General features: G+C 47.8%; 12 protein-coding genes. 6 read left to right on the top strand and 6 right to left on the bottom strand.

Going from position 1 to position 13,689, the window contains the following annotated elements; genetic code table 11:
* Nucleotides 1-70 precede the first annotated feature (70 nt).
* Nucleotides 71-637, bottom strand: coding sequence for a hypothetical protein (locus JMI88_RS20715; protein ID WP_201363881.1), 567 nt, complete (start codon nt 635-637; stop codon nt 71-73).
* Between the two features lie 195 nt (nt 638-832).
* Between JMI88_RS20715 and JMI88_RS20710 the strand changes: the two genes are divergently transcribed.
* Nucleotides 833-1,729, top strand: a complete 897-nt coding sequence (locus JMI88_RS20710; RefSeq protein ID WP_201363880.1) for a CDP-alcohol phosphatidyltransferase family protein — start codon at nt 833-835, stop codon at nt 1,727-1,729.
* 131 nt (nt 1,730-1,860) lie between these two features.
* On the opposite strand, the gene JMI88_RS20705 is transcribed toward JMI88_RS20710, so the two are convergent.
* The 3 genes from JMI88_RS20705 to JMI88_RS20695 all read right to left on the bottom strand — a co-directional run bounded on the left by JMI88_RS20705 (nt 1,861) and on the right by JMI88_RS20695 (nt 5,263).
* The gene (locus JMI88_RS20705; RefSeq protein ID WP_201363879.1) at nt 1,861-2,670 is read right to left on the bottom strand and encodes a class I SAM-dependent methyltransferase; all 810 of its coding nucleotides are present in this window, start codon (nt 2,668-2,670) and stop codon (nt 1,861-1,863) included.
* Nucleotides 2,671-2,693: 23 nt separating this feature from the next.
* Complete coding sequence (locus tag JMI88_RS20700; protein ID WP_201363878.1) at nt 2,694-4,259, bottom strand: radical SAM protein; 1,566 nt, start codon at nt 4,257-4,259, stop codon at nt 2,694-2,696.
* A gap of 131 nt (nt 4,260-4,390) precedes the next feature.
* The gene (locus JMI88_RS20695; protein WP_201363877.1) at nt 4,391-5,263 is read right to left on the bottom strand and encodes a class I SAM-dependent methyltransferase; all 873 of its coding nucleotides are present in this window, start codon (nt 5,261-5,263) and stop codon (nt 4,391-4,393) included.
* A gap of 313 nt (nt 5,264-5,576) precedes the next feature.
* Here JMI88_RS20695 and JMI88_RS20690 point away from each other — a divergent pair, with 313 nt between their 5' ends.
* The 3 genes from JMI88_RS20690 to JMI88_RS20680 all read left to right on the top strand — a co-directional run bounded on the left by JMI88_RS20690 (nt 5,577) and on the right by JMI88_RS20680 (nt 9,187).
* Nucleotides 5,577-7,271 (top strand): ATP-binding protein, encoded by a 1,695-nt coding sequence (locus JMI88_RS20690; RefSeq protein ID WP_201363876.1) that lies wholly within the window; start codon nt 5,577-5,579, stop codon nt 7,269-7,271.
* Nucleotides 7,272-7,632: 361 nt separating this feature from the next.
* Nucleotides 7,633-8,664 (top strand): endonuclease/exonuclease/phosphatase family protein, encoded by a 1,032-nt coding sequence (locus JMI88_RS20685; protein WP_201363875.1) that lies wholly within the window; start codon nt 7,633-7,635, stop codon nt 8,662-8,664.
* A 124-nt stretch (nt 8,665-8,788) separates the two neighbouring features.
* A complete protein-coding gene (locus JMI88_RS20680) occupies nt 8,789-9,187 on the top strand; it encodes a hypothetical protein (protein WP_201363874.1) in 399 nt (132 codons plus the stop codon).
* A gap of 311 nt (nt 9,188-9,498) precedes the next feature.
* Here JMI88_RS20680 and JMI88_RS20675 read toward each other — a convergent pair whose 3' ends face one another.
* Nucleotides 9,499-10,293, bottom strand: coding sequence for a class I SAM-dependent methyltransferase (locus JMI88_RS20675; RefSeq protein ID WP_201363873.1), 795 nt, complete (start codon nt 10,291-10,293; stop codon nt 9,499-9,501).
* A gap of 455 nt (nt 10,294-10,748) precedes the next feature.
* Here JMI88_RS20675 and JMI88_RS20670 point away from each other — a divergent pair, with 455 nt between their 5' ends.
* Entirely contained in the window at nt 10,749-11,177 is a 429-nt protein-coding gene (locus JMI88_RS20670) for a hypothetical protein (RefSeq protein ID WP_201363872.1), read from the top strand.
* Between the two features lie 137 nt (nt 11,178-11,314).
* Here JMI88_RS20670 and JMI88_RS20665 read toward each other — a convergent pair whose 3' ends face one another.
* On the bottom strand, nt 11,315-11,962 hold the full coding sequence (locus JMI88_RS20665; protein ID WP_201363871.1) for an ATP-dependent Clp protease proteolytic subunit: 648 nt from the start codon (nt 11,960-11,962) through the stop codon (nt 11,315-11,317).
* 383 nt (nt 11,963-12,345) lie between these two features.
* Here JMI88_RS20665 and JMI88_RS20660 point away from each other — a divergent pair, with 383 nt between their 5' ends.
* The gene (locus JMI88_RS20660; RefSeq protein WP_201363870.1) at nt 12,346-13,686 is read left to right on the top strand and encodes an NAD(P)/FAD-dependent oxidoreductase; all 1,341 of its coding nucleotides are present in this window, start codon (nt 12,346-12,348) and stop codon (nt 13,684-13,686) included.
* Nucleotides 13,687-13,689 lie beyond the last annotated feature (3 nt).

Raw genomic sequence — 13,689 nt, 5'->3', positions numbered from 1 at the left:
TGACTTTCAAATGAGTCAATGAGAATGGTCTGGCCATACTTTTTCCCTCTACTTGTTATTCCTGATCAGCCTATTTTATGGCTGCAATGGTTTGTAAGATGCCACCAGCTAAAGCCCACAGGATAATGAAAAATATCCAGATGCCCGTGTGCCGTTTGCGTGCCTCGACTGGCGTTACTGCTTTAAACCATTGTGCCGTTACCGGACGACTCAAACGCCAGGCAATTAAGGGTGAGAAGATAAGTAGGATGATCTCCGTTACAAATGGCCAGCAGTTGCCAATTTTGATGCTCTGATATAAGTTGACAAGCGAAACCAGGCCGCCTAGCGAGAGGAAGATATTGGCACTGATCTGTATTCGTCGTGCCCAATCACGTCCACTGCGTATCATCTCACCAAAAAGCGCGGGTATACAGGCAACAATCAGCGCAAGGATAAAAAACAATGCACCAGTGATGGTTGGATCGATTCCGGGAATCTTTAGCATGTTCGAGGGGCGGAACAAGAGCAAGAAAATAGGCGTAAACAGGATTTGCACGGCCAATCCCCAGTCAAAGGCGACGGCCATGCCAATGCCCTGAGGAGCAGCTATTTTATTATCGGGTGCATTTGCGCTAGCGTTTTTTCGCGTTTCCAATGCCATTTTCCCTTTTTTCTATCTGGTATTACAGCACGTTTGGGCTCAAATATTTTTACACTCTATACAGATACTTGAATATAAATGTCCATGTTGTAGTAGCACCTTCAGGCATATTGTGCGACAATATTGCCGGGCACTACTCATTGAGATGCATGACCCTCAAATAAGATATTACCAGGGGAGATACGTTCTATGCAAAAAAGTGCCGAACAGACATTTGTGGTTGAACTGTTAACGACGCTGCGCAATGGTCGCTTCAGTCTGCGTGCCTGGGGACTTTTCTTTCAACATTCCTGGTTGATGTCCTGCCAGACGGCTCGTGAGCATCCATCATTGAGGCGCTCCTGGCTGAGGGTAACGTGTCTCATCGGTGTGATGACCCTGGTAATTTTGTTGATAAATACTCTATGGTTGGGCATAGTCGACACTATACACCTGTGGCTGCCCTTTCTTTTCTGTGTCGCCTGGCAACAATGCGATCTGTTCTGGCATCTTGGTCTGAACCGCTCTGTCTATAATGGTCAGCTACTGCCACATGTAGGAATTGCTAATACGCTTACCTGGCTGCGGGGATTGGGTGCCTCATATTTGCTGGCTCGGCTCGCAGGCGGATTAACCATATCACCGACCCTGGCACTGGTGATCTTCTCGTGTGGCATCGTGACAGATGTTCTGGATGGATATACTGCTCGCCATCTGCGGACACAGAGCAAACTGGGTCAGATTGCCGATGCTGAAGCAGATTTCTGTCTCTATTTAGCACTCACTCTGATCTTGCTCTGCAGTGGTACACTGCCACTCTGGGTGGGAGCGCTAATGCTCTTACGCTTCTTATTGCCCCTGCTGGCCGCACTCTTGAGCTACCTGGCGCTGGCCCGTCCAGTACGTTTTGGTTCAACATGGTGGGGTAAAGCTGCCGGATTTATGCAGTGCCTCTACTTTCTATTCTTGCTTATGCCAGTTTCTCTGATCATCCATATTCATTTTCTGGCTATCCCATTGCTCTGTAGCACGCTCTGTTTACTGATAGCTGCACCCATAGCTCAATTTATAGTGAATATACAGTCGCAAACTAGCCCAGCTTCATAATGAGTGTGCTTGGCGGAAATACGGAAGTCTTTTAGCCAGGTGGACTCTTGAATGATGGGCCTGAAATGGCATAGCGCAGCCCGACTCTTTGCTATCTATGGTTATATAAACAAAGAGTCGAGCCGCAATTTTTAATTTACTTTGCTTGCCAGTAGCGCAATGTAACCAAATGTATTTGCCTGGATGGCTGCTTTTGCCGCGCGGGCCAGCTTTTTGGCCTGTTCCAGGTCAAAAGAAGCTGGTAGCTTAATTTTTTGCAGGCGCTGCAGCAACTCTGCTCCTAGCAGTTTCCCCTGAATCTGTTGGACCATTTCCTGTAGTGCTGCATCATGATTTTCAAGCATGGTGATGGTCAATCCTGCCTCTGTCAGATAGCGGACATATGCATCTACCGGTTGAGCATCCGCTATGCAGGCGATCCAGGCGAGCAAGCCTTGTAAATCTTCTGGTATCTCATCTGTGCGTGTTAGATCGCTCAGGCCTAGCTGGCCAGCGGGTTTGAGAACTCGCTGAAACTCTGCTGCCGCCGTCGTTTTATCTGGAAAAGTGCAGAAGGCGCACTCGCAGATGACTGCATCAAAATGGTTGTCTGGAACGGGCAGGTGTTCGGCATCTCCCTGTTGAAAAGTGACGAGATGGGCGATATTCGCTTCGACTGCCGCTTGTGTTGCTTGCTGGACTGCTTCAGCACCGTACTCGATGCCCAGTACCTGGCAGCTGTAACGCTGGGCCAGCGCGATAGCGCTCCTGCCCTGTCCGGATGCTACATCCAGCACACGTTGTCCTGGTTCAAGGTGTAGTAGTGCGCCCAGATGTTCGGTTAGTCGGATACCGCCTGGATGAAATGAATCGCCCAGTAGCAGTCGAGCCGCATCGCTTTGATAGGTCAGCGCGCAGCACGCTTTGATCTCCGTCGCATCAAGTCTGTGCTCTGTATCCATCGGCAAACCTCGCGAGTACCCTATTATTTCTGCTCAAAAGAGAAAGTCAATGGTTCTGGAGTATAGGGTATACCAGCACGCCTGGCCTGGTTGCGCTCACGCTCACGTGCCTGCAACTGGACGCGTGCCTGCTCTCGATAGCCCACGTTGTTATAGGCACAGAACGGAATCTGTTTGCCATCCGGCAGCAAGATCTCCTTGCAACATTTCATCAAATTCTTCTGATTAAATGTCCAGGGATCCATGAAGTCTTGCAGCATGACCATAAAGATGTTGTTAGCAAACGCCTTTAGATCTAATCCATTGTCTGGCAGTCCGCAGGCGGCGCAGGAGAGGGCGAGTTGCTGCGCCGCCTTGTCTGAACCTGGCACCGCTGAAGAAGACCACAAGCCTTCCAGTGCAGCCTTAATATCCTCTGAAGGATCGGCTACGGCGCGGTTTGTGATGTAATCCAGATAATCCTCGACATTAAGTACGCGTGTTAGAGGCAGGATGGTATCACCATCTTTGAGCACATACGTTACTGAATTACAGGTAGGGAAGCAACACGGCACCGGTACGAAGTCCGATACCAGTAGGTTCTGACTGGTCTGTTCTTCTAATGCCTGCAGAATATCAGGAATGGTCAGGCGCTGCAGCGGATCGCTTTCGCCATGGCGACCAGATTGGAAGGCGGGCTGGAAATTGATGCCGCGCACCGCCGGATGTTGCAGGCCAAAATTGACGATGGCTCCCACCTCGTGTAAATTGACAAAGCGATCCACCGCTGGAACCAGTACAACGTGCGCGCCAATCTCTGCCAGCCGATCGAGTGCCCGCAGTTTTTGTGGCAAGATACCGGGCTCATCGCGCAAGATACGATAGGTCTCAGCCTCAAAACCATCAAACTGAAAGTAGATTGATGGGCGCAGGTCGGCCAGTTGGCGTAAGAATTCATCGTCGTCAGCAATGCGCTTTCCATTCGTATTAAGCATGACATGGCGAATATTCCGCTGTTTTGCTGCCTTGATCATCTCAATAATTTGTGGATGGATAGTTGGTTCTCCACCGGAGAATTGGACGACTTCGGGATTGCCCTCTGTTTCTACCAGGTGATCCAGTATGTTTTCGACCTCCTCCAGTGTCAGATTAAAGCCAGCCCCGGCATTGGCAAAACACAATGGACAATCCATGTTGCAGGCACTGTTGACTTCAATAATTCCCAGACAGGCGTGTTGTTGATGGTCTGGACACAGCCCGCAGTCGTGTGGACAGCCATGCTGTACCTCTGTGGTGTAAGCCAGGGGGATGGTGCCTGGTTTGTTGAAGCGGGTAGCAGAGACATAGGCCTGCGCATCGCCATATACCAGACCTTCAAATACGCCATGTTCGGGGCAACACTTACGCATATATACTTTATTGTCGCGCACAAGTATGTGCGCATCAATCACTCTGCGACAGTCGGGGCAGATACTGCGGGTCAGTTCAAGGAAAACATAATCCACATCTTTTTTGCGGCGCAAATGTGGCTCTTGTGGGTTTGTTGCTGTGCCTATCACTATCTCTGGAGATGTAACGGTCCGGGTCGATAAATTATCCTGATGATCCATAGAAATCTCCTTCGCTTTTACCCTCAACTGTGTGAACGTGTGCTTGAGTCAACATTGTCTACCAGTATTTTTATATGTTGATAGTACACGGTTCTAAGTATGAATTGCTATAAGGGGCTCCGCCTGGATGTCTACTCTGTGTTTTCTCCCCACGTGGTCAGATAGTACCACAGACAATTAAAGTCCTCGGCATTCATTTCTTCTAATGCCTGGGTATAGAGCGACTCTACTTCATCTTTGCTGGCTATTCCCGTGCTAATTACCAGCGGTTGTAGTAGTTTGAGAAAGACCACCATATCTTCATAGAAACCTGGGTGTGACTCCGCGCCAGAAGAGCAGTCAACCGCAAAAGCTTTGTGTTGAATATTGTGGCAACCGGCATTGCGTAAGAAGCGTTTGAGCATGGGAGTTACAGCCAGTTGACGTCCATCCTGCGAAAACGTATTGCCATTGAGATGGATGGCTCGCGTACACAAACCAAATAATTTTTCGGTCCTTGGACTGTTACTGATAAACCACTCACAATCTGTCAGGCGCATAATGCCACCCGGTCGTGTTACCCGGACGCATTCCCTCAATAGCCGGGGCCAATTGTCGCTGGATCGAAACATGAAAGATGCGATCAAGCGGATATTAATAAAGTCAAAGCTATCGGCCTGGAAATCAAGAGGCTGGAGGATGTTCATGGTATGAAAATGGGTATTGAATAGGGAGCGCTGAGATGCCTGGAAGCGGGCATATTCAATCATTAACTGGCTGATATCTATGCCTGTTATTTGTTTATCGGGATAAAGCGAAGCCATTTCCAGTGCCCACTCACCTGGTCCGCAAGCAACATCCAGCACATCAATAATCCTGGCTTGTTTGATAGTCTCATCTAACGGTCCTCCCATTGCTCTGGTCAACAGGCGAGCCTGCTTTGTGAGCCTGGCCATTTCTGAAGCGCTCTCTGGATCAGTAAAATAAGCCTCTCCCTGTGAGGTATTGGTCTGTAAATCCGCCATCGTATTTCCCCCTTTACTATATATAATTAGAATTTGCAGGTATGGACCGTAGCGTATCCTGCAGTAATAGGCGTTATTATGGTTTTGCATCTGGTTAATAATAGTACTTGCTAGTATAAAATTATGTTACCTTTTATGCAAGGACACACTTTTCTTGACACGTTTGTTAAAGGAACGTATAGTATTTCATTGTCTGTAAGTTTAACAAAGGCAGAAATAAACTGAACAATCATTGCGTGTGTAACCAGCAGCGATAGATCATGTGCTTACTAAGATAAGCGTCCAAATGTATATTCCTAAAGTGAGGCTTGTAATGAATCATGCGCAAATAAGTCAGCAGATCATTGATAGCGTGGCGCAGAGTGTACGTGAATCTTCTGACATTCCTGCTATTATTGGCAAGACACTGGATATTATTCATACCCATTTGCATACGAGCCTTACATGCTTCCATGTTGTCGATGATACCTGGCAAAGTTATCGTTTATTGGGTATTCATTCCATCTGCGACGATGATGTGTTGGCGCAGCGTTTACGCATCTTATCAGGACAAGTTTTTCCATTTTTTGAGTGGCAGCATCATCAGCATCAGCCATTGGTTATAGCCGATGTGCAGGCTGAGATGTGTATAGAAGAACATAGGGAGAAGTGGCAGTGCTGGGCACATGAGCAGATACAAAGCATCATCTTTATCCCCCTGTGGTTTGGAAATTGTTATGAGGGCATGTTAACGGCAGCTTTTGACACAACGCTGTCGCAAGAAACTATCAGGGTATCTACGTTATTGGCGGTTGGCACATATATTGCTGCGGCACTCGCCCAGGCCCGACTGAGTTTGACCGTCCAGAGCGAGCAGACGAGCTTATATACTATTCTGGATCAGCTACCCGAGGGTGCCTTGATTGCTGATTCTGTAACCGGCTCTATCCGCTATGCGAATGAAACTGCCGCCAGTTTATTGCAAATTCCTCTCGTTCAATTGATTGGCTTGCCCGTGCATCAATTTACGCGCCAGCATATTCCAGATGCGCAGAACATGGATCAGGGCACGCTACCCCCCTGGAATTTTTTTCTGATTCAGGCATTGAGCGGTGAAATTATAAGCAGTAAAGAAGCTACGATTGTTACTCCTAATGGTCAGAAGATCGTAGTTTTGATCTCGTGTGCTCCCATTTCGATCAAGCACGATAAGCAGCAGATCCTGACGGGAGCGATCATCCTTTTTCAAGACATTACAAAAACAAAAAACGTTGAGCAGCACAAAAATGAATTTCTCTCTATTGCCAGCCACGAATTGCGTACACCCATTACAATTATCCAGGGTTTCGCGGATCTCTTAGCTCAGATGCCATTAGAAACAAGCTCGCTGAACGAGTTAACACAATCGGCATTAATGCATATTGTTGATCAAAGTGAATACCTGACCCGCCTCATTGATGCGATGCTAGACATTACCAGGGTCGAACAGCAGCAATTGCACCTCAATCTGGCAATGTATGATCTTCACCGCCTCTTGATCCAGGTTGTAGATAGCCAGCTTATGACAACCAATCGTCATCAACTCCATCTGACTGTAGAGGGACTGCAAGAGCAAGAATCTCTTCCCGGCGTGTTCGATAAAGAACGCATCATTCAAGTGATCAGCAACCTGATTAATAACGCAATCAAATATAGCCCTGATGGCGGAACGATCGAAGTAGGCTTGCGCGTTGCTCCCACTGGTGATCGCAGCGAGAAGCATCGTGAGGCCTGGATCTGGGTGAAAGATCAGGGTATGGGGATTGCACCCGACGAGTGCTTGCGTATCTTTGAGCGTTTTTACCGGGCGCGTGTGGCCAGCAACTCTTCATTGAGCGGCTTTGGCATCGGACTTTATGTGACCAAAGAAATTATTAATCGCCATGGTGGGCGCATCTGGGTGGAGAGTAGTCTGCACGAAGGTTCAACTTTTTATATTCATTTGCCATTATTCTCATCGCCTCAGATTACGACCGGGGTCGCTGATTAATGTGTTATGTATTGTCGCCTGGCTCGCCTACGCTCAGTGAGTCGGCGGTTACCACAATTTTCCCATGCTACTTTGTATCCTGTTAGCATTTTTGACCATTCTCCGACGTTTTGTAGATAGGGAACACTCCACTGATAGCTAAATAATGCTACAACTTCCAGATCCAGACCCAGAACTTGTCCATAGTGTTGAATAAGGGACTATATACCTTGACTAGATTATGTAAATCAACTACGGTATAGCAGGCACGCGTTTCGACACGCAGCAAGCATGATTTGATAAAACGGATAAAAAGACTGCTTTGGTAAAGGCTCATATAGTAGCATTAGTATGCATCTGCTGATAAAAGGACTAAGAAGAAATGGTCGGGAACTGGTTTTTTCATGTTTGGAAGAAGCAACGCTTCAAGGCATTGATTATTGGAACCCTGTGCTATCTATTGGTAATTGACACAACCCTGGTTATGCAGACTTTAGCGCCTCAACGCATGGGCCTGTTAGCGCTGGTGGCTATTTTTGCTCCTTATCTGTTTATGCCGCTGACAATGCTTATCCCTTTTTTATTCTGGCGCTTTACTTCGGTGCTGCGTGTTGTGTTTGCTGCTGGCATTGTGTTATTGTGTCTCTGGTTCCCGCCGCGTTTGGGCAAAGGCAGCGCGCAGGAGTCTGCCACAGGGCAAAAAATAACCGCACTGACCTGGAACTATCGAGGTAGAAACAAGCGAGACGGTTATTTAAGACAAATCATTGACGAGAAGACTCCGGATATAATCGCATTGCAGGAAGCTGATTGGTCAGGAATTGATCTGGCAACAGATATTTTGCAGGCATATCCTTATCATCTGTATAAACCAAAGGATGTTCCTCCGGGCGAGGCTGTGCTAAGTAAATATCCGATCGTAGACCATGGTATTGTTCAGGCCGCTGACGGGTCGCGTGCGGTCTGGGATATTCCGCGCGTCCTATGGGTGCGTCTGGATCTGGGTCATGGTCGCACCATGCTGGTTGTCAATGCACATCCAATTTCAGCCGTAAATACTGTGTATAGTTGCACATATTGTCCTCAGCGGCGCGATAATCAGGTGAAAGAGCTACACCAATTTTTGCAGCCCCTACTGGCACGTGGAGAACGGCTGCTGCTGTTAGGTGATATGAATTTGACTGATCGCGAACTGGCCTATCATGATCTATCTGCGGATCTTGAAGATACTCAGTTACAGGTAGGCAGTGGCAATGGGCAATCGTGGGGCATCAACTATTTCAATCGGGTCTGGACTTTTTTCCGTATCGATTATATGTTTGTTTCACCCAATATCATACCTTTGAACCTGGATACCGATTGTGTCTCACGTGGTAGTCAACATTGTATCCTGATTGGCCAATTTGCTGTGTAGTGGTTAGAATAATGTCGTGGATAAGTGAGTAACCAGCTCGGCCAACAGATACGTTTGACCACGACGGTTATATTTAAGTATGGAAAGTCAGGCAATCATCATATGAGAAGGTTGATCCATAACAATGACTGAGAAATATTTACCTATCCCGGTCTGGAATGGCACGTTTAACCAGTGGGAGGCGGTGGACTTCCGTCATGGACAACGGGTGGTAAGCTGGCCTGAGGGTTTTGATCCGGCGTCTCTTCCAGTTCCTGAGTATAGTGAAGGTGATCGCGTACAATTTGTGCGTGATGAGACCTGTGCCCGTGAAGGAGTGGTCCGTCGCGTGCTCTTGCGTGGAGGCATGTATGGTCCTGTGGAGGATCAAGAGAAAGCTATCCAACGCCAATATCTGGACCCTGAGAATATCACCTACATCGTTACCGCCCGTGGTCATGATCATACCATTAAGGCCTGGAATATTCTTGGTCGCTTCGTCTCACTTGAGCGCATCTCGCGCGTTCTTCCTCTGAGCGAGTGATCTATACAAGAAGTAGTATTGGCCTGTACAATAAAGCGACATTGCTTGCTTCATGGTATAAATGACAAGAGATTTTCATCGGGAAAGTTTAGGCTTTATGGAAGATCGCGATAGACGTCCATCCTATGCACAGGAAAGTTATCCTAAAGGGCGTTTCGTACGTCTCATTTTTATAGTCGTAATTATTATTATGGCGTGTTTGCTGTATTTTTTCTGGCCCTACGTTGCCAGTCTCTTTTAAGTAGCTAGCATCAACGGAGCCCGACCAGACTGGTGAGATAGTCTGGTCGGGCTCCGTTGATGTTGATATATTAACTGGTTGGTTTGAGTGGATGACCCCAGGCGACGGTGCCGCTGACCTGTAGTGGAATAATGCCGTGAGGATGATAGCGTAGGAGGAGAGATCTGGCCTGTTGATCGAAGTTTTCGGCTGCCTGCCGACTCATGCGTTCACGGGCGAAATTGCTGCGCGAGTGTAATCCTTCGATGAAGTCGTCGATACTTTGATGAAAATCGATTGGCGTGGTCTCTGTTTCGCCGATGGTGTGAAATAGGCCGCGTTCTTCCAGTTCCTTACGTACATAGGTTGAGCGATGTCCACGGCGAGAAGAATATTGTGCCTGCAGTTGTGATAGTTCTTCACTCCAGGGCATCGACAATGCGCGGCGATGCACCAGCGCCAGCATACCTTGTGGCGTGAGCAGATCATGAAAGCGCGGGAATGCTACTTCCCATTCTGTCCAGTGGATGCTGGATCCGGCAGTGATTAAGGCGTAAGGCGGTGTCAGGGGGACTTCTTCAATTTTGCCATAGATCCAGTGCAGGTGAGGATGGTTGCCGTCTGGCAATTGCTTACCCCGCTCAATCATGTTTTGTGAGAAGTCTACCGCGTCCACTCGTTCCGCCAGGTGTACGCATTGCCGCGCTATATCTCCTGACCCGGCGCCCACATCTAGCAGTGTGCGCGGTTCATCTTTGATCAGATCAGCCAGAATAGCAAATGTCTCTGGTGGATAAGGTGCACGATAGCGATAGGCATCTACTACGTGCTGATTTTTAAAAGATTCTGCATACTGGCGATCGAAGTTTTCGGGTTTGGGTTGCATGCTCTTTCCTATCTTATCTAATGTAGAACCAGGTTGTTATACAACAGTATCTCATATGTTTTCCTACACCTTTAGATAACGCAGTAGCAAGAGGCATCATCGCTATCGAATATCGTCAGGGGCGATTTTTTTCAGGGCGCAAGCGTAATACTTCGGGCCAGTGGTGCGTAGTGGAGGAACTTGAAACATAGAAAAGATAAACACAAAATGCATACTTTTGAGTCATCCCCATACGTATTCGCCCGGTTTTTGCAGGCCAGGTTTTTATAACTAACTCTACTGCTATTGAATATATCAGTTTTACCGATAAATAATACTAGATTTCCAGAACATGTATGGCATGCGATGGAAATAGGTTTTTCAGGGCTGAAATATTGTTTCTGCATTGTGCATTCCTGGTTTGAAAAAGGTTTTGACATATAGTAAGCAAGTTGTTTAATGGAGGTTTCCTTTAGATGTCTATGCATGATATTACACGTAAATTGACTTTGATTGCCGCTGGTGCAGCTTTGAGTGGATTCCTGGCCTTTGTTCCTGCTCAAGTGGCAATCCAAGCAGCGCCAATGCCTCATGGTGGCGGACACCATAGCGCAACCCATCACGCTGCTCACCATGGCGCAGCCCATCATGGCGCAGCCCATCATGGCGCAGCGCACCACAGCGCAGCCCATCACAGCGCAGCCCATCATGGTACAGCTACACATGGTGTTGCTGGCCATCACCTTGTTAGTGGCGCTCTGATTGCATCTGCTCCAATGCCTCGCCGTGGCGGACACCATAGCGCAACCCATCACGCTGCTCACCATGGCGCAGCCCATCATGGCGCAGCGCACCACAGCGCAGTCCATCACAGCGCAGCCCATCATGGCGCGGTTCACCACTAATAAAAGTTTTTAATATCGAGTCCAGGAATGAGCAATGATTGTATGTAACGTATTAATCAACCCCACAATAACACGGCGCCAGCGGATGTGTTGTCCGCTGGCGCCGTGCTGGTCTTTTTTTTTGGAGAATGTAATGGTTACTCTTCCTTAGAAAGGACTTCGTCGATGATGCCATATTCTACCGCCTGGGGTGCGGAAAGGTAGTAGTTGCGGTCGGCATCTTTTTGAATACGCTCGATAGGCTGGCCTGTGTGCTTGGAAAGAATGCCTAGCAGGGTCTGACGTAAGCGGATAATCTCACGCGCCGTAATTTCAATATCGGAGGCTTGCCCTTCTGCACCACCCAGCGGCTGGTGAATCAGGATAGTCGAATTAGGGAGCGCAAAACGTTTTCCTTTTGCCCCCACAGCCAGCAGCACTGCTCCCATGCTCATGGCCATACCCATACAAACGGTTGAGACATCAGCTTTCAACGATTGCATAGTGTCATAGATCGCCAGGCCAGCATAGATCACTCCACCTGGGCTATTGATATACATACTAATGTCTTTGGTTGCATCTTCATTTTGCAAGTAGAGTAACTGACCTACAACGCTATTGGCAACCATATCATCAATTTGTGTGCCTACGAAGATGATGCGGTCCTGAAGCAGGCGCGAAAAAAGATCATGGCTAATTATACCTCGCGGCGTTGTTTCCACCACGTAAGGAATGATCCCTCTTGGTTCCAGATACTCGCGAGACTCTTTGATCCACTTTGGATCACGTGGATTGAATTTACTCATATTCGCTCCTGATAACGACATATATTTCCATCTCGGAGATGGAAAACGCGCTCCTCTTTGTTGCTAAGTAGCACGGGTAGCATTTCCAAAAAGTGGTTTATATGTTTTCATAATACAAGATGTGGACGAAATTGTCCAAGTTTTTTGCTATGGATAATTCATCTATAGTGGTTAAGCAATCTTCACAAAACTCTCTGAAATGTATAGGTAAATAGGAAAAGGTGTTTTGTAAAAAGAGAAAACATGATAAGCTAGGGAGTATAGGTATACTGGTGATAATTTTATAAGCTGGTATATATTCATAAAATTTATAGCGATCAATCGAATCAGGTTCAGTGAAGAACTGTTATCTCTTGGATGAGTTTAGGGAGAAGAGACACACTTTGGACGCTTTACATACTCAACGTGGCTCGACAACTATTAATGGTGCTGCGAAACGACCGCATGTTGTTATTGTCGGTGCTGGATTTGGCGGCCTGAATGCTGCCAAGGCTTTGAAGGATGCACCTGTCGATATTACTGTGATCGACCGCAATAATCACCATCTCTTCCAACCTTTATTATATCAGGTGGCTACGGCTGTCCTGTCCCCTGCCGATATTTCAGCTCCAATCCGCTATATTTTGCGGAAGCAAAAAAATACGAAGGTAGTACTGGCTGAAGTGACTGGTATTGACCGCGATCAGCAACTGGTGCTGACAGCTGATCGCTCAATTCCGTATGATTATTTGATTGTAGCTACAGGTGCTAGCCATAGCTATTTCGGTAATGATCATTGGGCTCCTTTTGCACCTGGCTTGAAGTCGGTGGCGGATGCCACGGCATTACGGCATAAGATTCTACTGGCCTTCGAGGAGGCCGAGCAGGAGACCGATCCTGAGCGTCAGCGCGCGCTATTAACGTTCATTCTGATTGGCGCGGGTCCCACTGGTGTTGAGATGGCCGGGGCGATAGCTGAACTGGCCCATGTAGCTCTGGCTTCGGATTTCCGCAACATTGATCCCAAATCCGCCCGTATTATTCTGGTAGAAGCCTTACCACGTATTATGCCCGCTTTTAATGAGCGCCTGGCTAAAAAGGCTCAGGATGGCTTGCATCAGCTGGGCGTTGAGGTTCGCACCGGCTCCGCCGTACAGGAAGTTAACGAGCATGGCGTTGTGATTGCTGGCCAGCAGATTGAGGCTGGTACAGTGATCTGGACGGCAGGAGTGTCCGCATCGCCAGCCGGAAAATGGTTGGGAGCCGAATTAGACCGCGCGGGCCGCGCCAAAGTCGATGAGCGTTTAAATCTGCCTGGTTATCCCAACATCTTCATTGTGGGTGATACCTCTTCCGCTACCCAGGATGGCAAGCCCATTCCAGGTATCGCGCCCGCTGCTATGCAAGGCGGTATCTATGCTGCCTCGGTCATTAAAGATCGTGTCGCAGGTAAACTAAATAGTCAGCAGTTCCGTTATCATAATAGGGGCAATCTGGCAACTGTGGGACGTTCTTATGGCATTGCCGATCTCGGTAAAGTAAAATTTACCGGTTTTTCGGCCTGGGTATTCTGGATCGTGGCCCACATTTTCTTTTTGATTGGTTTCCGCAATCGTTTTATGGTTCTTTTCCAATCATTCTGGGGATATGTCACTTTCCAGCGCAATGCTCGTTTAATTACACATGAGCATCAACCAGCTGTAGCAAAAGCGAAGTCTGTAGAGCGGGAACTACAACCAAGCTAGAGT

This window comes from Dictyobacter formicarum (assembly GCF_016587435.1).
Note: the sequence above shows the minus strand (reverse complement) of the source record. Positions and strands in the feature narration are given on the sequence as shown.

Coding starts and splice junctions, on each gene's coding strand:
- JMI88_RS20690 (WP_201363876.1), top strand. CDS start 5,577: ATGAATCATGCGCAAATAAGTCAGCAGATCATTGATAGCGTGGCGCAG.
- JMI88_RS20675 (WP_201363873.1), bottom strand. CDS start 10,293: ATGCAACCCAAACCCGAAAACTTCGATCGCCAGTATGCAGAATCTTTT.
- JMI88_RS20695 (WP_201363877.1), bottom strand. CDS start 5,263: ATGGCGGATTTACAGACCAATACCTCACAGGGAGAGGCTTATTTTACT.
- JMI88_RS20680 (WP_201363874.1), top strand. CDS start 8,789: ATGACTGAGAAATATTTACCTATCCCGGTCTGGAATGGCACGTTTAAC.
- JMI88_RS20700 (WP_201363878.1), bottom strand. CDS start 4,259: ATGGATCATCAGGATAATTTATCGACCCGGACCGTTACATCTCCAGAG.
- JMI88_RS20710 (WP_201363880.1), top strand. CDS start 833: ATGCAAAAAAGTGCCGAACAGACATTTGTGGTTGAACTGTTAACGACG.
- JMI88_RS20670 (WP_201363872.1), top strand. CDS start 10,749: ATGTCTATGCATGATATTACACGTAAATTGACTTTGATTGCCGCTGGT.
- JMI88_RS20705 (WP_201363879.1), bottom strand. CDS start 2,670: ATGGATACAGAGCACAGACTTGATGCGACGGAGATCAAAGCGTGCTGC.
- JMI88_RS20665 (WP_201363871.1), bottom strand. CDS start 11,962: ATGAGTAAATTCAATCCACGTGATCCAAAGTGGATCAAAGAGTCTCGC.
- JMI88_RS20685 (WP_201363875.1), top strand. CDS start 7,633: ATGGTCGGGAACTGGTTTTTTCATGTTTGGAAGAAGCAACGCTTCAAG.